This window comes from Actinopolyspora biskrensis, assembly GCF_013408175.1.
GTDB classification, from domain to species: Bacteria; Actinomycetota; Actinomycetes; order Mycobacteriales; family Pseudonocardiaceae; genus Actinopolyspora; species Actinopolyspora biskrensis.
The window spans coordinates 424,613-441,723 of the sequence record NZ_JACBYW010000001.1; the positions used below are offsets into that span (position 1 = coordinate 424,613).

At 69.3% G+C, this 17,111-nt stretch carries 17 protein-coding genes; 10 read left to right on the top strand and 7 right to left on the bottom strand.

The genetic code is table 11. The annotated features are described in order from the left end of the window. Positions 1–21 precede the first annotated feature (21 nt). The 3 genes from FHR84_RS01950 to FHR84_RS01960 are packed head-to-tail and all read left to right on the top strand — an operon-like array spanning position 22 to position 3,243. Positions 22–975, top strand: coding sequence for a hexose kinase (locus FHR84_RS01950; RefSeq protein WP_179533681.1), 954 nt, complete (start codon positions 22–24; stop codon positions 973–975). Further along, a complete protein-coding gene (locus FHR84_RS01955; protein ID WP_179533682.1) occupies positions 953–1,837 on the top strand; it encodes a class II fructose-bisphosphate aldolase in 885 nt (294 codons plus the stop codon). Before FHR84_RS01950 ends, FHR84_RS01955 begins: the two co-directional genes overlap by 23 nt. Positions 1,838–1,851: 14 nt before the next feature. After that, positions 1,852–3,243: a sugar porter family MFS transporter gene (locus FHR84_RS01960; RefSeq protein WP_179533683.1), complete on the top strand. Its 1,392-nt coding sequence runs from the start codon at positions 1,852–1,854 to the stop codon at positions 3,241–3,243. A 28-nt stretch (positions 3,244–3,271) separates the two neighbouring features. On the opposite strand, the gene FHR84_RS01965 is transcribed toward FHR84_RS01960, so the two are convergent. Then, the gene (locus FHR84_RS01965) at positions 3,272–3,496 is read right to left on the bottom strand and encodes a hypothetical protein (protein WP_179533684.1); all 225 of its coding nucleotides are present in this window, start codon (positions 3,494–3,496) and stop codon (positions 3,272–3,274) included. Positions 3,497–3,764: 268 nt separating this feature from the next. Between FHR84_RS01965 and FHR84_RS01970 the strand changes: the two genes are divergently transcribed. The 3 genes from FHR84_RS01970 (at position 3,765) to FHR84_RS01980 (ending at position 5,817) form a co-directional block, all read left to right on the top strand. Further along, positions 3,765–4,481: an HAD family hydrolase gene (locus FHR84_RS01970; RefSeq protein WP_246300089.1), complete on the top strand. Its 717-nt coding sequence runs from the start codon at positions 3,765–3,767 to the stop codon at positions 4,479–4,481. Between the two features lie 51 nt (positions 4,482–4,532). Next, positions 4,533–4,814, top strand: a complete 282-nt coding sequence (locus FHR84_RS01975) for a phosphoribosyl-ATP diphosphatase (protein ID WP_179533685.1) — start codon at positions 4,533–4,535, stop codon at positions 4,812–4,814. Between the two features lie 151 nt (positions 4,815–4,965). After that, positions 4,966–5,817 (top strand): VOC family protein, encoded by an 852-nt coding sequence (locus FHR84_RS01980; RefSeq protein WP_179533686.1) that lies wholly within the window; start codon positions 4,966–4,968, stop codon positions 5,815–5,817. A gap of 108 nt (positions 5,818–5,925) precedes the next feature. Here the strand turns inward: FHR84_RS01980 and FHR84_RS01985 are convergent, their stop codons facing one another. Both FHR84_RS01985 and FHR84_RS01990 read right to left on the bottom strand, forming a co-directional pair. Next, positions 5,926–6,717, bottom strand: coding sequence for an acyl-CoA thioesterase domain-containing protein (locus FHR84_RS01985; protein ID WP_179533687.1), 792 nt, complete (start codon positions 6,715–6,717; stop codon positions 5,926–5,928). A 65-nt stretch (positions 6,718–6,782) separates the two neighbouring features. Continuing rightward, positions 6,783–7,685, bottom strand: coding sequence for a RecB family exonuclease (locus tag FHR84_RS01990; RefSeq protein ID WP_179533688.1), 903 nt, complete (start codon positions 7,683–7,685; stop codon positions 6,783–6,785). Between the two features lie 200 nt (positions 7,686–7,885). Between FHR84_RS01990 and FHR84_RS01995 the strand changes: the two genes are divergently transcribed. After that, positions 7,886–9,028 carry a site-2 protease family protein gene (locus tag FHR84_RS01995; RefSeq protein ID WP_179533689.1) on the top strand — a complete coding sequence of 381 codons (1,143 nt, stop codon included), beginning with the start codon at positions 7,886–7,888 and terminating at the stop codon, positions 9,026–9,028. Positions 9,029–9,309: 281 nt separating this feature from the next. Next, positions 9,310–10,140: a tRNA (adenine-N1)-methyltransferase gene (locus tag FHR84_RS02000; RefSeq protein WP_179533690.1), complete on the top strand. Its 831-nt coding sequence runs from the start codon at positions 9,310–9,312 to the stop codon at positions 10,138–10,140. Between the two features lie 178 nt (positions 10,141–10,318). On the opposite strand, the gene FHR84_RS02005 is transcribed toward FHR84_RS02000, so the two are convergent. The 3 genes from FHR84_RS02005 to FHR84_RS02015 all read right to left on the bottom strand — a co-directional run bounded on the left by FHR84_RS02005 (position 10,319) and on the right by FHR84_RS02015 (position 12,739). After that, positions 10,319–11,104 carry a hypothetical protein gene (locus tag FHR84_RS02005; protein ID WP_179533691.1) on the bottom strand — a complete coding sequence of 262 codons (786 nt, stop codon included), beginning with the start codon at positions 11,102–11,104 and terminating at the stop codon, positions 10,319–10,321. A gap of 114 nt (positions 11,105–11,218) precedes the next feature. Then, positions 11,219–12,028 (bottom strand): Rv0361 family membrane protein, encoded by an 810-nt coding sequence (locus FHR84_RS02010; RefSeq protein WP_179533692.1) that lies wholly within the window; start codon positions 12,026–12,028, stop codon positions 11,219–11,221. Positions 12,029–12,073: 45 nt separating this feature from the next. Next, entirely contained in the window at positions 12,074–12,739 is a 666-nt protein-coding gene (locus tag FHR84_RS02015; RefSeq protein WP_179533693.1) for an Rv0361 family membrane protein, read from the bottom strand. 583 nt (positions 12,740–13,322) lie between these two features. Here FHR84_RS02015 and arc point away from each other — a divergent pair. Both arc and FHR84_RS02025 read left to right on the top strand, forming a co-directional pair. Beyond that, complete coding sequence (arc, locus tag FHR84_RS02020; RefSeq protein WP_179533694.1) at positions 13,323–15,116, top strand: proteasome ATPase; 1,794 nt, start codon at positions 13,323–13,325, stop codon at positions 15,114–15,116. A 136-nt stretch (positions 15,117–15,252) separates the two neighbouring features. Beyond that, the gene (locus FHR84_RS02025) at positions 15,253–16,206 is read left to right on the top strand and encodes an aldo/keto reductase (RefSeq protein ID WP_179533695.1); all 954 of its coding nucleotides are present in this window, start codon (positions 15,253–15,255) and stop codon (positions 16,204–16,206) included. 375 nt (positions 16,207–16,581) lie between these two features. On the opposite strand, the gene FHR84_RS02030 is transcribed toward FHR84_RS02025, so the two are convergent. After that, complete coding sequence (locus FHR84_RS02030) at positions 16,582–17,094, bottom strand: NUDIX domain-containing protein (protein ID WP_179533696.1); 513 nt, start codon at positions 17,092–17,094, stop codon at positions 16,582–16,584. Positions 17,095–17,111: the final 17 nt, after the last annotated feature.

Below are 17,111 nucleotides of genomic sequence, written 5' to 3' on the forward strand. Positions count from 1 at the left end.
GGAAGACGGGGAGGTGCGGTCGTGATCGTGACGGTGACGGCGAACCCGGCCCTTGACGTGACCTACGGTCTCGACCGGCTGGTTCCGAACCACGCGCACCGCGTTCGATCGGTGCGCCAGCGGGCCGGTGGCAAGGGCGTCAACGTGGCCCGGGTACTGCGCCGGTTGGGGCACGAGACGCGTGTCGTGGCGGCGGTCGGTGGAACCACGGGTGCACTCGTCCGGGGTGATCTCGAGGCCGCGGAGCTGCCCCGTGATCTCGTCGAGATCGCCGGGGAGTCGCGCCGCACGGTGACGCTCGTGTCTGGTGAGGACGGTCAGGCCACACTGCTCAACGAGCCCGGTCCGACGGTGCGCTCCCAGGAGTGGGCGGAGCTGAGCGAACTCGTGCGCCGGGTGGGCGCGTCGGCGAGCGTGGTGGTGTTCGCGGGCAGCCTGCCTCCCGGGGTCGCGGGCAGCGAGTACGCCCAGCTCGTCGCGATGCTCGCGGAGCAGGGGGTGCCGACCGTGCTGGACACGTCCGGGGACGCGCTGCGCGCCGGAGTGACGGGCGGTCCCGACATCGTCAAGCCCAATGCCGAGGAACTCGCCGAACTGACCTCGACGGCCGATCCCGTGGAGGGCGCTACGGCGCTGCGGGAGCTGGGTGCGCGCGACGTCGTGGTCTCGCTGGGGAGCGACGGGTTGCTCGCCGTGACCGGTGCGGGGAGCTGGCGCGCGAGCCCGTCGAGGACGGTCCCCGGGAACCCGACCGGGGCGGGCGACGCGGTGGTGGCCGCGCTGGCGGCCGGGCTGCGGAACGGAACGCGGTGGCCCGACAGGTTGCGCGAGGCCGTCGCCGCGTCCACATCGGCCGTTGCCGCACCGGTGGCGGGCGACATCGACGAGAGCCACTACCGCGGCGAACTCCGTGCCGCAAGAGTGAGCACTGTAGACGGACAGGAGGAGTTCCATGGCGCTGGTTCCCACGGGTGACCTCGTCACCGCGGCGCGCGAGTCGGGACAGTGCTGCCCGGCGTTCAACGTGATCCAGCTGGAACACGCGGCTGCTGTCGTCGCCGCGGCCGAGCGGTCGCACTGCCCGGTCATCCTGCAGGTCAGCCAGAACGCGGTCCGCTACCACGGTGCCCTGGAGCCGGTCGGGGCGGCGATGCTGGCGACCGCGCGGACGGCGCGCACCCCCGTCGCGGTGCACCTCGACCACGCGGAAACCGCGGAGCTGGTGGAAAGCGCCGTGACGCTCGGATTCTCCTCGGTCATGTTCGACGCGTCCACCCTGGACTACGACGACAACGTCCGGGAGACGGAGCGCGTCGCACGGTACTGCCACGACAACGGCGTGTGGGTCGAGGCCGAACTCGGGGAGGTCGGCGGCAAGGGCGGGGTGCACGTCCCCGGGGCGCGCACCGACCCCGGGGAGGCAGCGCGGTTCGTGCGCGACACCGGTGTCGACGCCCTGGCGGTGGCCGTGGGGACCTCCCACGCCATGCTCACCCGCGACGCGGAGCTGGACTTCGCCCTGATCGAACGGTTGCACGCGGCGCTGACCGTCCCGCTGGTGCTGCACGGGTCCTCGGGGGTGGCCGACGACGACTTGTGCGCCGCGGTCCGGTCGGGAATGGGCAAGATCAACATCGCCACCCAGCTCAACAAGGAGTTCACCGCGGCGGTGCGGGACTCCCTGGCGACTCACCCCGACGGCGTCGATCCGCGCCGATACCTCGGCGCGGGGCGCGAGGCGATCACTCACGAGACGCTGCGCCTGCTCGCGGTGCTCAGCGGCACGACAACGCCGGTGACCTCGGAACCGCGTAGCGACCGCATCACCGACCAGTGAGAGGAAACGGGTTCATGTCCGACAGTCCCTCCACCGAAGCGGCGAGGTCCCGCGTGACCTCGTCCATGGGTTGGAAGATCGCCGTGGCCGCGGCCACGCTCGGGGTCATCTACGGCTACGACATCGGCAACATCTCCGGTGCGTTGCTGTTCATCACCGAGGAGATGGCCCTCTCGCCCGCCATGCAGGGCACGGTCACCACGGTCCTGGTGGCCGGCAACATCGTCGGTGCGCTCATCGGCGGCAAACTGGCCACGGCCATCGGCCGCCAGAAGTCGATGCTGCTGGTCGTGCTGGGGTACGCCGTGTTCGCCACCTGGTCGGGTCTGACCACCGAGATCCTCTGGCTGGACATCTCCCGGTTCTTCCTCGGCGTCAGCATCGGATTGTCACTGGTGGTGACCCCGATCTTCCTGGCGGAGTCGGCGCCGGCAGCCATCCGCGGCGCCCTGGTGGTCGGTTATCAGGTCGCCACCGTCAGCGGCATCCTGCTGGCCTACCTCGTCGACTGGGCCCTGGCCTCCTCCGGCAACTGGCGTCTCATGCTCGCCCTCTCGGCCGTGCCCTCGATACTCATCCTGTTCCTGCTGATCCGGTTACCCGACACGCCCCGCTGGTACCTGATGAAGGGACGGCACGAGGAAGCTCGCGCGACGCTGCGACAGGTCGATCCGGCCGCTGACGCGGACCGGGAGCTGGCCGAGATCAGCGCCGACATATCCGCGGAACGCGGTGGGCACCTCAGCGAGATGTTCCGCAAGCCTTACTCGACGGCCACGATGTTCGTCCTGATGATCGGTTTCCTCGTGCAGATCACCGGTATCAACGCGATCACCTACTACAGCCCGATCATCTTCGAGGAGATGGGTTTCGAGGGCTACGCGACGATCCTGGGCCTGCCCGCCGTCGTGCAGGCGGCAGCGCTGGTGGCCACGGTCGGTTCGCTGTTCGCGGTGGACCGGATCGGGCGTCGCCCGCTGCTGCTCGGTGGGATCGCCGCGATGATGCTCGCCGGCGTCATGATGATCACCGTGTTCGCCACCGGGTCGCTCAGCACCGGCTCGGTGTGGGGATTCGTGGCGATCCTGCTGTTCACGGCCGGGTACAACTTCGGGTTCGGTTCGATGGTGTGGGTCTTCGCCTCGGAAAGCTTCCCCGCCCGCTTGCGCACCCTCGGCGCCTCGTTGCTGCTGGCGTCCAACCTGGTCGCGAACCTGGTCGTGGCCCAGCTGTTCCTGCCGCTGATGCAGGGGATAGGCGGCGTGAGCACCTTCGTGATCTTCCTCGCGCTGGCGGCGTTCTCCTGGCTGTTCGTGCTGCGCTTCGCTCCGGAGACCAAGGGGCGCCCGCTGGAGAGCATCCGCACCTACTGGGAGAACGGAGCCCGCTGGCCGCAGCGGTCGTGACCACGGCGGCGCGCTCAACCGGAACGGACTACTCGGTGTCGCCGCTCCGGCGGCCGAAGTAGAAGAAGCCGAGCGCGAACGAGACCGCGCCGAGCGCGACGGAGGTGACCCAGTGCCCGGCCCACGGGAATTGCCCGGTGAAGCCGTCGGCGACGGCCAGGCGACTGGTCAGCATGGCGAGGAGCATGCACACGCACGCTCCGACGAAGGAGATTCGGCGCGCGATCGTGGAACGCCGCCGGTGCTGGCTCATGGTCGCCCTCCCGAGGAACTCCCCCGCGATCAAAGCCTAGCAGCGGAGGCCGCCGGCGATTGCGCGGCTGCTGCGCTCCGGCCGGGGAGGAGCTTGGGCCGGAACCGACCGTCCCGGCCGCTCCGCAGTGGCTCGTGGCCCTGCTCACACCACACGCTGCGCACGGTGAGCGAACCACTAGGCTGGAACCATGTCGAACGATCTTCGCGCGCTGAACGCGGTCTCCGGACGGCGTGCCTCGGAAAGAGCGTACGGTTAGGCCCGGCCGATGTCCGATACCAGCATTCGCGACGCGCGGTCGTCGCGGGCGGACTCGCAGGTCCTTCCCGCGGCCGTGTTGTTCGACATGGACGGCACCCTCGTCGACTCCGAGAAGCTATGGACGATCGCGATGGACGATTTCGCCGCCGCCAACGGCGCCGAGATCAGCGACGCGGCCAGGGCTCGAATGGTCGGCTCGAACATGGCCCGCAGCATGAGCCTGCTGCTGACCGACCTGGGCATGTCCACGGAGCCGACCGATATCGCCGCCGCCGCGGAACGCGTCATCGCCCGCATGTCCGAGATGCTCGCGTCCGACCTGAGCTGGCGCCCCGGCGCCGAGAGCGCGCTGCGCGCCGTGACCTCCAACGGGATCCCGACGGCGTTGGTGACCTCGACCATCAGGTCGTTGACCGACATAGCACTGCGCACCATCGGGCCGGACACCTTCGACGTGACCGTTTGCGGAGACGAGGTGGACGGTCGCAACAAACCGGACCCGGAGCCGTACCTGCGGGCCTGCGGGGAACTCGGCGTGGATCCGGCGCACTGCGTCGCGGTCGAGGACTCGCCCACCGGGGTCGCCTCCGCGGTGGCGGCGGGCTGCACGGTCCTCGGGGTCGCCTGCGAGGTGCCGCTCGCCCCTGATTCGGGCTGCGTGCTGCGGGACTCCCTCGAAGGGGTCGATCTCGACGAGCTGGCCGCGCTGTTCGCGCGAAGCTGAGACGAGCCGGAGCACCGGCCCGGCGGCCGGTGTCTTCCCGGTGGGAGCGGGATGCAAGGATCACGGGTCGTGAAGACCTTCGACGAGCTGTTCAGCGAGCTCGAACAACGTGCCCGTACCCGCCCCGAGGGATCCTCCACGGTCGCCGCTCTCGACGCAGGCGTCCACTTCCAGGGGAAGAAGGTTCTGGAAGAGGCGGGCGAGGTGTGGCTGGCCGCCGAGCACGAGTCGGACGAGCAGCTCGCGGAGGAGGCCTCCCAGCTGCTCTACCGGCTGCAGGTGATCCTGCTCGCGCGCGGACTGTCCCCGCAGGACGTCTACCGCTACCTTTGAGCGGGTTCCGGGCTGCCGCGGCGGGGCCCGGTCGTGCTCCGAGCGCGGGGCTCGCAGAGTGATCGGATCGTGACCGAAACGCCACACGGCGAGTTCTTTTCGGCGGATAATGCGTTTGCGAAAGATCGCGAAACCGCTCGGGGAGGACCTTATGGGTGTGGTCCCTGTGGACTCGGCGCCGCCGAAATGGCAACTGTACGCGGGAACGCCCTGCTGGATCGAGTTGGTGACCTCCGACCTCGACAGCGCACGTGAGTTCTACGCGGGATTGTTCGGATGGGAGTACGAGCAACGACGCGACTCGGAGAACGGTCACCACCTGGTGGCGCTGCACGACGGCTTTCCGGTGGCCAGCCTGCGCGCGGCTGACGCCCCGGAAACCGCGAAGTGGCGGCTGTTCCTGGCCACGAGTGACTGCCGAGCGGCCTGTGAGCAGGCCGAGGAGAAAGGAGCCACCGTCACCGTACCGCCCAGCAAACTCGGCGGTATCGGAACCAAGGTGGTCCTGGAGGGGCCTTCGGAAGCCGAGTTCGGGTTGCTCGAGCCGGAGTCCTCCTGGCAGTTCGACGTCGGGCTGCCGGGGACGCTCATGTGGGCCGAGCTGGTGACCATCAAGGCCCAGACGGCCGATCTGTTCTTCCAGGAGCTGTTCGGTTACACCTCATCCCAGTTCGGCACGGAGAACCAACTCGACTACTCGGTCTGGTACCTGGGCGAGGAGTCGGTGCTGGCCAGGGTGAGCATGATCCGCGAGCACATCGACGCGGAGACGCACCCCCACTGGCTGCTCTACCTCGGGGTGGCGGCGAAGGTCGGCACCGACGAGGCGGTGCGCCGTGCCGTCGAGACGCACGCACGAGTGCGGGTGGACCCGTACGACTCCCGGCTGGGAAGGGCGGCCGTGCTCCGTGACCCCACGGGAGCCAGGTTCGCCCTGGTCGACCCGGCCCAGGCTCCCGCGAACAACGGCAGCGCCGCGAACTACGACCCGTACGAGGACTGATCCCGCGGCGGTGCGAGCCGCTCGGATGGTGTGTTTCGGCGCTGCCCGCGCCGAAACCCCGGCGAGCTGCCACGGCCGAACGGGCGCACCGGACTCGGCGGGTCCCGTTCAGAGCCTGGTCGGGAGAAGTGCCTGAGCGCAGCGCCCCACCGGGCCCTCGGTGTCGTGCAGGACGGTCTGGGTCAGCCCGGCCCCGTCCGCGCCGAGCGCCATGCGCGCGTCCAGCCCGATCCACTCGCCGACCGGTTCCCGCGTCAGGTGGACCGTCAGGTCGGTGTTGGCGAACGCCCACCGCTCGAACGGGAGGGCGCTGGACACGCCGCTGGCGCAGTCGGCGACGGCGAACAGGCGCTGCAGCGGGCTCGGCTCCTCCCCCGCGATCAACGGCATCCGCTGCCTGCCCCAGACAGCGACTCCGTCGGCGTCCTCCCGTGCGAGCGTGTCCATCCGCCAGTCGAGCGCCTTCGCGTATCCGCCGGACCACCCCCCGGGTAGCGGCATGGGGCCGCACGACTCCGGCGCGCTCGGGCGGGGAGCGTGGTCAGCGGCCACATCGGCCGTGTCGGACCGCCGCATCCGCCAGGCACGTGCCGTGGCGGCCACCCGGTCCCCGGCCGAGATCTCCGCGGAGATCAGTTCGACGGAACGTCCGGGGCGGAGCGTCTCGGTCCGCACCGTGACCTCGTCGACCGGCACGGGCCCGAGCACGTCGACGGCCACCCGTCGGATCCCGCTCCCCGCCTCCGGTGCGTGGTGCTCGATCTCGCGGACGAGCAGTGCGGCGACCGGACCGAGGTGCTGCGCCTTGTCCGACCACGGCCCCACGGTGTGCTCGGTCGCGCGGTACCGGCCCTGGCCGAGCGGTTCGTAGAACACCTCGTCGGTGTGGGTGCTGTCCACGGGGTCTTCCTTCCTGGAGCGGGACTCTTCCGCCTCGGGCGACGATGATGCCACGGAAGTTCGGTTCATCCGTCCGGAGTGGACGGAGTCTCGGCGTCCTCCCGCGTCCCGGGCCAACCGGGGTACGGCGGAGCCGTGCCGCCGTGCGCGGGGCAGATGGGTTTGAAGTCGCAGAATCCGCACAGCCGGGAGGGACTCGGCCGGAAATCGCCGGTGCGTCCCGCCCGGAGGATGGCCTGCCAGATCGCCTCCAAGGTGCGTTCGAACCTGTTCAGCTCCGCCTCGTCCGGCGTGTAGGCCAGTGACTGCCGGTCGGCCAGGTACATCAGCAGCAGCTGCCGGGGCAGTTCCCCGCGGCTGCGCCACAGCGCCAGGGCGTAGAATTTCATCTGGAACAGGGCCTTGGCCTCGTTGAGCTGTCGCGGCGCGGAACCGGTCTTGTAGTCGACCAGCCGCACCTCGCCCGTGGGAGCCACGTCCACCCGGTCGATGAACCCGCGCAGCACGAGCCCGCTCTCCAGCTCGGTCTCCACGCGCTGCTCGCAGGACTCCGGCTCGATGCGCTGCGGGTCCTCCAGCTCGAAGTACGACTCCAGCAGTTCACCCGCGGACTTCAGCCAGTCGTTCAGCTCCGGTTCACCGGTGAACAGCTCGGCCAGCTCGGGCTGTTCGGCGCTGAGCTCGCGCCAGGCCGGGGCCAGCAGCTCGGCGGCGGTGTCGCGGTCCCGCTGGTCGGCGGGCAGCTCGAACAGCCGTTCCAGGACGCTGTGCACGACCGTGCCCCGCGCCTGGGCTCTCGTCGGAGTTTCGGGCAGCCGGTCCACCGCCCGGAAGCGGTACAGCAACGGGCACTGCTTGAAGTCGCCGGCTCGGGACGGCGACAGGGCGAGGCGGCGCGGGCGGTCCTGCTGCGGCTGTTCCGCGGGGGAGGGATTGGTGGGGTGGTCACTCCGGGCCGATTGCGCCATGGACGAGCACCATAGTAGGACTTCGTCGGAGCGGTCGTTGAGGTTCGCCGGAGCGGCGCCGTCCACAGGATCGCGGTGCGAGCTCCCCGCCCGGGCGGCGGTCCGTGCGGGAACGCGCCGCGGGAGCCGAGACGACCGACACGCCGGAATCGTGCCGGTGGGATCGAAACGGCCCGCGCGCTTCGTTCTAGGCTTTCCGCATGGCCACCACAGCGGGAGGCGAGCGCACCGGAACCGGCACGGCGGGACTGCAGCTATGCCGGGTCTCCGGAGTTCCCGTGCTGCTGTCCCCGTCCTGGTGGTTGGGGGCGGCCGTGATCGTGCTGCTCTACACACCGCTGGTCGGGCGACTGCTGCCCGGATCCGGTGTCTGGACCAGCGCCCTGGTCGCCGCCGCTTTCACCGTTTTCCTCGCGGGTTCGGTCCTGCTGCACGAGCTCGGACACTGCCTGGTGGCCCTGCGGCTGGGACTGCCGGTGCGCAGGGTCCGACTGTTTCTTCTCGGCGGGATCTCCGAGATCGCGCGGACCCCGCCCACCCCGTTCCGGGAGGGACTGATCGCGGCCGCCGGGCCCGCCGTTTCGCTCGCCCTCGCCGCGTGCACCGGCGTGGGGTGGTTCGCGCTGCAACCGCACGGGGCCGTGTGGCTGCTCGTCGCGCAGACCTGCGTGGCCAATCTGGCGGTGGGGGTTTTCAACCTGCTGCCCGGCCTGCCGCTCGACGGCGGCCGCATGGTGCGCGCGGCCACCTGGAAGCTGACCGAGGACCGGCACCGCGGCACCGTCGCAGCCGTCGTCGGGGCCGGAGCCGTGGCGGTGGGGCTGCTCTGCTGGGCACTGGCCGGGATGCTCACCGAGGCGCAGGGACGCTGGTTGCGCCTGGCCGTCTGCGTGCTCATGGCGTGGTTCGTGATCGCGGGGGCCGCATCGGAGTACTTCGCCGGACGGCGTGAGCGCTGGCCCCGGGGGATGGAGCTGCGCGATCTGCTGCGGCCGGTTCTGCAGCTGCCCGCGGAGAGCCCGGTGGGAGACGCGCTGCTGGCCGCCGCCGGGCGCGGGGTGGTGCTGGTCCGGGCCGACGGGGTCGCTGTCGGACTGCTGGACGGGGACAAGGCGGTGCGGCTGTCCGAGACCTCCCCGCGGGAACCGGCCGAACGCGCGGCCGAGGAGATCAGACCCGAAACGGTGCTGCTGGACAGCGAATCGCCCGAGGCGGTGCTGCACCGCGTCGGCAGTGTTTCGGTGGGCCAGTTCCTCGTGGTGGACCAGGACGGCAAACCGTGCGGGGTGCTGCGGCGGTCCGAGCTGCGCGCGGCGGCCAGGCGACGCGGGACGAACCCCTGACTGCTCCTCGGGCCCCGCGCGGCGTCTGGGATGATGGCCTGCCGTGTCCGCACGGGACAGCAGTACACATTCACCAGGTCTTCGATCGGTGGCAGCCCGGCCTTCGGGCCGGGGAGGAAAGCGGTAGCCGGGCCGTAGCCCGGCGAAGCCCGTGGAGCCGGTGTGAGTCCGCAAGGGCCCTCCCTTCGGCACTCGGCAACGAAGCAGGAACCATCGGGCGCGAGCCCGACAGGAATCTCCGTCCCCGGGGCGGAGAGGAAGTCAAGGGAGGTAAGGCACAGGTGAGCAGCGTCAGCGGGCCGTTCGGGCCGGGGGATCGAGTTCAACTGACCGACCCGAAGGGACGACGCAAAACGATCGTGCTCCAGGCGGGAGGCGAGTACCACACCCAGCACGGTGTGCTTTCGCACGACGCCCTGATCGGCCTGCCCGAGGGGTCGGTGGTCACCTCGGCCGGGGGCACGTCCTACCTGGCCGTGCGTCCACTGCTGTCCGACTACGTGCTGTCGATGCCGCGTGGCGCCCAGGTCATCTACCCCAAGGACGCCGCGCAGATCCTGATGTGGGGCGACATCCGCCCGGGGGCCCGGGTGCTCGAGGCGGGTGCCGGATCGGGTGCGTTGACCTGCTCCCTGCTGCGTGCCGTGGGCAACGAGGGAAGCGTGGAGTCGTGGGAGGTCCGCGCCGACCACGCCGACTACGCCGAGCGCAACGTGCGGCACTTCTTCGGGGACCGGCCCGACAACTGGACCCTGCACGTGGGCGACGTGACCGAGTACTCCGGCGGCGAGGTGGACCGCGTCGTGCTGGACATGGTCTCGCCCTGGGAGGCGCTGGAGGCCGTGCACGGTGCTCTCGTCCCCGGCGGTGTGCTGGCCGTGTACGTGGCGACCACGACGCAGCTCTCCACCGTCACCGAGGCGCTGCGGGAGCAGCAGGGCTGGACCGAGCCGCAGTCCTGGGAAACCCTGCTCCGCCCGTGGCACGCGGTGGGAATGGCGGTGCGCCCGGAGCACCGCATGGTGGCGCACACGGCGTTTTTGCTGGTCACCCGAAGGCTGGCCGACGGGGTGACGCCACTGAGGGTGCACCGCAGGCCCAGCCGCGGCTAGCGAGTCCGGTCCGCCGGCCGGGCCCGGAGGCCGGCGACGTCCGGGGCCGCCCGGTTGCCGGTCCCGGACGGCCTGCTGCGGACCGCTGATTCTCCCCGGCGCGGGCCGGATCGTTGAGGGAACGTTGGGGTGGGTGACTCAAGCGCTCGCCTCGTCGGGCGAAGAACCGCCGGTCGGTTCAGCCCGTTGAGCCCGTGGGACCGGATTCCTGCATCCCGCACATCTTCCAGGACCCGTCCTCCACGGTCATGTTCACGCTGAGGTCCATGGGAATCGACTGGGACCGGGTTTCCCCGAGGGCGGTCAGCTCCATGGTTGCTTCTCCGCTGATCTCGGCGACGGCCCTTTCGTCGGACTCCCTGGTCACGTTCTCCAGGCTCACGTCGAACTGCATCTTGTCGAGCAGCTCACTGGTATCGATGCCGGACGCGCCGTACTGGCTCATGCCCTGCTCGAGCGGGTTCTTTCCGGATTTCGAGCAGGACAGGTTCGCGATCCGGCTCGCGTTCTTCTCGTTGAACGAGTCGACGTACTTCCGGGCGGTCTCCTCGGGGTCCCCCGGTCCCGAGCTCAGTCCCACGATCAGCGCCGTGATCGCGCCTATCACGAGGATTCCGCCGCCGGTGCCGCCGAGGATCCAGGGGAGTTTGGACTTGTTGCCGGTGGGGGGAGGTGCGCCGGGCTGTCCGTAGGGGTGCTGCTGGCCGGGGTAGGCCTGTTGTGGCCAGGGTTGGCCGGGTTGTTGGCCCCACGGTTGCTGCTGTTGCTGAGCCCAGGCCTGCTGCTGTTGTTGCCCCCAGGCCTGCTGCTGGTCCCAGGGTTGTTGTGGGCCGCCGGGCTGCTGGCCCCAGGCCGGTTGCTGCCCGCTCTGCGGGTACTGCCCGCCCGGTTGTCCGTAGGGGTTCGGCTGGGCTGGTTGCTGGCCCCAGGGATCGTTGTGCCCTGGTTGCTGCGGGTAGTTCATCGAACCTCTCCGAGGAGTTCGGTGTTTGCGACGGTCGAGCGGGGCGGGACTCCGCTGTCGTGTTTCGTCCGGGGACGCTGACGTGTTTCGTCCGGTTCCGGTGATCGGCCGTGATCAGTTCGAGCTGTTCTGGACAGGTCCGCACACCTTCCAGCCGTCGTCTTCTTTCTTGAGTTCGAACTCGGTGGTTTGGGAATCGCTTTCCTCGGGGTGGTTGAATTCCAGAGTGAAGGAACCGCTTTCTTCGGTGTGGTTGACCTCCTTGAGTTCGATGGTGGTCTTCTTTATCTTGTCCAGAGTTTCCTGGGGGAGATCAGCATCGCTCTCTTTCTGATTTTCGATGGACTCGTCCAGATCTTTCTGCATGTCGCTGCACGCGATTTCCTTGTACTTTTCGAGCGGGGGGTTCTGAGGATTCGATATTTGCTCCTTGTAGAGGCTCATGTAGCGGTTGGCGACCTCTTCCGGGGTGTTCCCGCCGGTGAGGACGAGCACGAGGGCGACGATGCCGCCGATGATCAGGAGGCCGCCGCCGGTGCCTCCGAGGATCCAGGGCAGCTTGGACTTCTTGTTGGGTGGTCCCGCCATGGGCGGACCGGGGTGTCCCGGGGGCATCTGGCCCCACTGCTGCCCGGGCTGCGGCTGCCCCCAGCCCTGCTGCGGCCATGCCTGCTGCGGCCCGGATGCGGGGTACTGGCCGCCCGGTTGTTGCCCGTAGGGGTCCGGCTGACCGTACGGTTGCTGGGGCTGGCCGTACTGCTGGCCCCACTGCTGCTGCGGGTCACCCCCCGGGTGCTGGCCGTACGGCTGCTGGGGCTGTCCCCACTGCTGCCCCTGGGAACCGGGCTGCCCGTAGGGATTCTGCGCGCCCCACTGCTGCTGCCCCCGGGGATCGTTCTGACCGGGCTGCTGCGGGTATGTCATCCGTTCCTCGTTTCGGCGGTCCTGCCGCGTCTCGTGCGCGATCCGCTACGGGGCGAGATCGCAGACCTTCCACTTGCCGTTCTCCAGTCGCAGCCCCAGGGGCTGATCGACGCGTTGGGACGCCCCGGCGACGGTGTAGGTTCCGCGCACCCTGGCCGTGGCCGTGTCACCGTCGGCGTCGACCTCCCCCAGGCTCAGCTCGAACCGGCCCGTGCTGAGCTGATCGAGCTGGCGCCGCAGTTCCGGAGCGTTCGAATCGCACAGCTCGCCGTCGAGCGCGGCGAAACGTCCCGAGTTGATTTTGTCCACCACCCGCGTGGCGGTCTCCCGCGGGGCACCTCGGTCGGTCGCGAACAACAGGAAGTAGCCGGCCAGCAGTGCAGCGACCGGGACCGCGGCCAGCAGCGCGTACATCCACGAGCGACGCGATTTGCGGGGCGGCGGGTCGACCTCGGGAAGGGCGTCGGGACGGGTCAGGTGCGCGTGTGGACCGAGAGCGGGGTTGGTCCAGCTCCGGGCCCCTTCTTCCGCTCCTCCTCCCGCGCGCGAGCCCTCCCGCGGCGGCTCCCCGTGCGCGGACTCGCCGGGGAAGCGTCCCCAGGGGCCCGGGGCGCCGACGTCCCCGATGGATCCGGTTCGGCCGGTCGTGCTTTCGTCGCCGGGGGGCCGAGGGCGCCCGCCAGGCGCGGGGTGCTGTGGCGGGTGGGACATCGGTTCCTCCGAACGGGGACGTGACTGGTGGAGGCGATCGATCGTCAAGTAGAACAGAACCTCCGCCCGTGAACGTGGGTAGTCGGTGAATTCGGCCCGCGAAACCGGTCCTGTGCGACTCGCACGGCCGTTGTGAGCACTTCTCGTGTCAGTGGGGTGTCGGGAGCTGTCGGGTTCGGTCCGGCCGCACGGGCTTGTCCGGAATGCGGGAGGAACTCCGCCCAGGAGTCCCGTTATGTGGGCGGGGTCGGCGTCCGAGGGGCGAACCCGGGTCACGGATCGGATACCACACGGATGTCCGCCCGGTGGGGTGTGAACGGGTGTGTGACGACAGCAGGTGTGTGCGCCGTCCCCCCGGGGCGTTCCGCCGCCGCTGTGCTCTCCCGAACGGACCAACGGGACAAAACGTATCGTGGTCGCCGGCGGACGCTCCGCTGGAAGGAAAGCGGTTCCGGAGTGGCGTGGTTCATGTGGCGTGGCCGTCTTCTGTGGCACTCTGGGCCGTCTAGCGGGATTCGATGACCTCGCGTTGTCGTTGATCGCCGGTACCGTGGTGGTACGAACACGGGAGGAGGGTGCCGATATGCAGCACGACCGTCCCGACAGCCGACCCGAAGAGGGTGTTGGGCAGGGTGCCCGCAGCAACGCGGAAACGAACGACCAGATCCGCGAGTTGGAGGACGAGGTCGCCTCGCTCCGCAGCAGGCTCAACGAGTCCCCTCAGCAGGTGCGGTTGTTGGAGCAGCGGCTGGCCGAGGCATCCGAGAGAGTGAGTCAACTCACTGAACGGAACGCCAAACTCACCGAGACTCTCAAAGAAGCGCGCAGCCAGTTGACCGCCCTGCGCGAGGAAGTCGACCGACTCGCCCAGCCACCGAGCGGGTACGGGGTCTTCCTCGCCAGCTACGAGGACAACACGGCCGACGTGTTCACCTCGGGACGGAAAATGCGCGTCGCCGTATCGCCGAACGTGAATGTGGAGGAGCTGCAACTCGGCCAGTCGGTTCGCCTCAACGAGGCGTTGACGGTGGTCGAGGCCGGAACTTTCGAACGTACCGGCGAGGTGTGCACTTTTCGCGAGGTGCTGCCTTCCGTGGACGTCGACCAGCCTCGGCGTGCACTGGTCACCGGTCACAGCGACGACGAGCGGGTGGTTTGGCTCACCCCTCCGATGGTCGAATCCGGACTCAAGTCCGGTGACTCGGTGCTGGTGGACAGCAAGGTCGGATACGCCTACGACACGGTGCCCAAGGCCGACGTCGAGGACCTCACGCTCGAGGAGGTTCCCGACGTCCAGTACGAGGACATCGGTGGTCTCGGCGGTCAGATCGAGGAGATCAGGGACGCCGTGGAGCTCCCGTTCCTGCACTCGGAGCTGTACGTGCAGTACAAGCTCTCCCCGCCCAAGGGAGTGCTGCTGTACGGGCCGCCCGGGTGCGGCAAGACCCTGATCGCCAAGGCGGTCGCCAATTCACTGGCCAAGAAGGTCGCCGCGAACCGGGGTGACGAGGACGGTCAGGCGAAGTCCTACTTCCTCAACATCAAGGGTCCCGAGCTGCTGAACAAGTTCGTGGGCGAGACCGAGCGGCACATCCGGCTGATCTTCCAGCGTGCCAGGGAGAAGGCCTCCGAAGGCACGCCGGTGATCGTGTTCTTCGACGAGATGGACTCGATCTTCCGGACGAGGGGCAGCGGAGTCTCCTCGGACGTGGAGACCACGATCGTTCCCCAGCTGCTCAGCGAGATCGACGGTGTCGAGGGCCTGGAGAACGTCATCGTGATCGGTGCCTCCAACCGGGAGGACATGATCGATCCCGCCATCCTGCGTCCGGGACGGCTGGACGTGAAGATCAAGATCGAGCGTCCGGACGCCGAATCGGCCAAGGACATCTTCGCCAAGTACCTGACCAGCGAGCTGCCCATCCACGAGGACGATCTGCGCGAGTTCGGCGGTGATCAGCCGACCTGCATGGACGCGATGATCCAGACCACGGTCGAGCGGATGTACGCCGAGACCGACGAGAATCGCTTCCTCGAGGTCACCTACGCCAACGGGGACAAGGAGGTCCTGTACTTCAAGGACTTCAACTCCGGGGCGATGATCCAGAACATCGTGGACCGGGCGAAGAAGGCGGCCATCAAATCGGCGATCGAGACCGGCCAGTCCGGGATACGGATCCAGAACCTGCAGGACGCGATCGTCGACGAGTTCGCCGAGAACGAGGACCTGCCCAACACGACCAACCCGGACGACTGGGCGCGCATCTCCGGTAAGAAGGGGGAGCGGATCGTTTACATCCGGACGCTGGTCAGCGGCAAGAACCAGGAGTCGGGACGTGCCATAGACACCGCCACCAACACCGGTCAGTACCTGTAACCGTCGTTCGCCCGAGCACCGGATCGGTTTCCGAGCCGGTTCGGGCGGGAAGTTCGAGAGGGGCGTCGTCCGAACGGGCGGCGCCCCTCCGCTTGTCCGGTGTCGCCATCGACGTACGGAAGTTAGGTTACGGCGCATGACGGGTGCTGCGAACGGGCGACTGGAACGCCTCGGTGTCGGGCTGGCCGCGTTGGGCAGGCCCGCCTACATCAACGTCGGACGAACCGACGTGCTGCCCGGCTCGCGCACGGTGGACGCGATGCGCGAGCGGACCAGGCAAGTGCTGGACGCCGCCTACGCGGAGGGGATCCGGCGGGTGGACACCGCGCGCTCCTACGGCAGCGCCGAGCGGTTCCTGGCCGAGTGGTTGCGCGACCGCGGCCACGAGGACGTGGTCGTCTCCAGCAAGTGGGGCTACGTCTACGTCGCCGAATGGCGGCTCGAAACAGAAGTGCACGAGACCAAGGAGCACTCGCTGGAGCGGTTCAGACAGCAGTGGCCCGCCACGCGCGAGCTGCTCGGCAGGCATCTCCGGCTGTACCAGGTGCACTCCCTGACCAGGGACAGCCCGCTGTTCGAGGACGCCGACCTGCAGCGGGAACTGGCGCGGCTCAGGGACAGCGGGGTTCGACTGGGGATATCCACCAGTGGAGCCGCTCAGGCCGACGCGATCGAGGCGGCCTGGGAACTGCGCGTCGGTGGGAGCCAGTTGTTCGGTGCTGTGCAGTCCACCTGGAACTCCCTGGAACCCTCGGCGGGCAAGGCCCTGCGGTACGCCCACGAGGGCGGTTGGACGGTGCTGGTGAAGGAGACACTGGCCAACGGCAGGCTGGCGGTGCGCCCACCGGAACCGTTGGCCGCGGTCGCGGGCAGGCACGGCGCCGGCGCCGATGCGGTGGCCCTGGCGCACGTGCTGGCGCAGCCCTGGGCCGACACGGTGCTGCTCGGCGCGGCCAGCGTGGGGCAGTTGCGCAGCAACCTGGCCGCCTGCTCGTTGACGCTGGAAGAGCGCGATCTGGACGAGTTGGCCGCGGCCGCCGGGGATCCGGCGACCTACTGGGGGGAGCGGTCGGCGCTCCCCTGGCATTGACCGCGCTGTTCGGGATGCTTGGCTCGGGCGGTTGCGCGGCGGGAACTCGGGCGGTGCCCGAGGGCGGGCTCCCCGGAACCGGGCAGCGGTTCTCCGCACGACGTCGGGGCCGTCCCAGCCGGGCACTCGACCGGGAACCCACGGCGGTGCCGGTTGATCGGTTGGGTGTTCCGGTGCCGGGAGCGCCGAAGGGACGTGCCACCAGCTTTCGGAACGTTTCGCGCGAAACCGTCACTCCGGAGCCGCTCCAGGAAGAACGTTCCGCCCCTGCTCCGCGGGATCACTCCGCACTGCGGCGCTCAGCTTCGCGTCCAGCCGGGCAGTGCGCGCAGCACCTCCCGCAGCACGGGCCGGCCCGGCCCGTTCCGCGGGGGGTCAGCGACCGCGGAACTCGAACCACTCCTCGACGAACTGCCTCCCGTCCGGTACCAGCGGTCGGTCCGGATCGTCCAGGTGCCGCCGCAGCTCGGACAGCGGCACCCACCGGCCCTCGGCCACTTCCGCGGGTTGATGGACGATCGGCCCGTCCCAGAAGGTCTCGTAGAGGAACGCGTGGAACCGGATGCTGCCCAGCTCGTGCCTGGTGTGGAACAGGAAACGAGGGGCGGAACCGACGCCGAGCTCTTCGGCCAGTTCCCTGCGCGCCGTGGTGTCGGGGTGCTCACCCGCTGCCACGACCCCTCCGGCCCAGCAGTCGTACATCCCGGGGTAGACGTCCTTGTCCGCCGTCCTGCGGTGCACGTAGACCGCGTTCAGGTCGGTGGACCGGACCAGCACCGAGGCGGCCGCGTGCCACAGCCCCTCGGCGCGCATCCTCCTGCGCGGGGCGGAGCCGACCACTCCGCCGTTCCGGTCGTAGATCGCGACCGGTTCGTCACCGGTAGTCACGCTCACGATGGTGACAG

What these genes read in the sequence shown, in the direction of transcription:
- FHR84_RS01965 (WP_179533684.1), bottom strand. Translation starts at nt 3,496, where the DNA reads ATGAGCCAGCACCGGCGGCGTTCCACGATCGCGCGCCGAATCTCCTTC.
- FHR84_RS01995 (WP_179533689.1), top strand. Translation starts at nt 7,886, where the DNA reads ATGGCCACCACAGCGGGAGGCGAGCGCACCGGAACCGGCACGGCGGGA.
- FHR84_RS01960 (WP_179533683.1), top strand. Translation starts at nt 1,852, where the DNA reads ATGTCCGACAGTCCCTCCACCGAAGCGGCGAGGTCCCGCGTGACCTCG.
- FHR84_RS01980 (WP_179533686.1), top strand. Translation starts at nt 4,966, where the DNA reads ATGGGTGTGGTCCCTGTGGACTCGGCGCCGCCGAAATGGCAACTGTAC.
- arc (WP_179533694.1), top strand. Translation starts at nt 13,323, where the DNA reads ATGCAGCACGACCGTCCCGACAGCCGACCCGAAGAGGGTGTTGGGCAG.
- FHR84_RS02015 (WP_179533693.1), bottom strand. Translation starts at nt 12,739, where the DNA reads ATGTCCCACCCGCCACAGCACCCCGCGCCTGGCGGGCGCCCTCGGCCC.
- FHR84_RS01990 (WP_179533688.1), bottom strand. Translation starts at nt 7,685, where the DNA reads ATGGCGCAATCGGCCCGGAGTGACCACCCCACCAATCCCTCCCCCGCG.
- FHR84_RS02025 (WP_179533695.1), top strand. Translation starts at nt 15,253, where the DNA reads ATGACGGGTGCTGCGAACGGGCGACTGGAACGCCTCGGTGTCGGGCTG.
- FHR84_RS01955 (WP_179533682.1), top strand. Translation starts at nt 953, where the DNA reads ATGGCGCTGGTTCCCACGGGTGACCTCGTCACCGCGGCGCGCGAGTCG.
- FHR84_RS02005 (WP_179533691.1), bottom strand. Translation starts at nt 11,104, where the DNA reads ATGAACTACCCGCAGCAACCAGGGCACAACGATCCCTGGGGCCAGCAA.
- FHR84_RS02010 (WP_179533692.1), bottom strand. Translation starts at nt 12,028, where the DNA reads ATGACATACCCGCAGCAGCCCGGTCAGAACGATCCCCGGGGGCAGCAG.
- FHR84_RS01970 (WP_246300089.1), top strand. Translation starts at nt 3,765, where the DNA reads ATGTCCGATACCAGCATTCGCGACGCGCGGTCGTCGCGGGCGGACTCG.
- FHR84_RS01975 (WP_179533685.1), top strand. Translation starts at nt 4,533, where the DNA reads ATGCAAGGATCACGGGTCGTGAAGACCTTCGACGAGCTGTTCAGCGAG.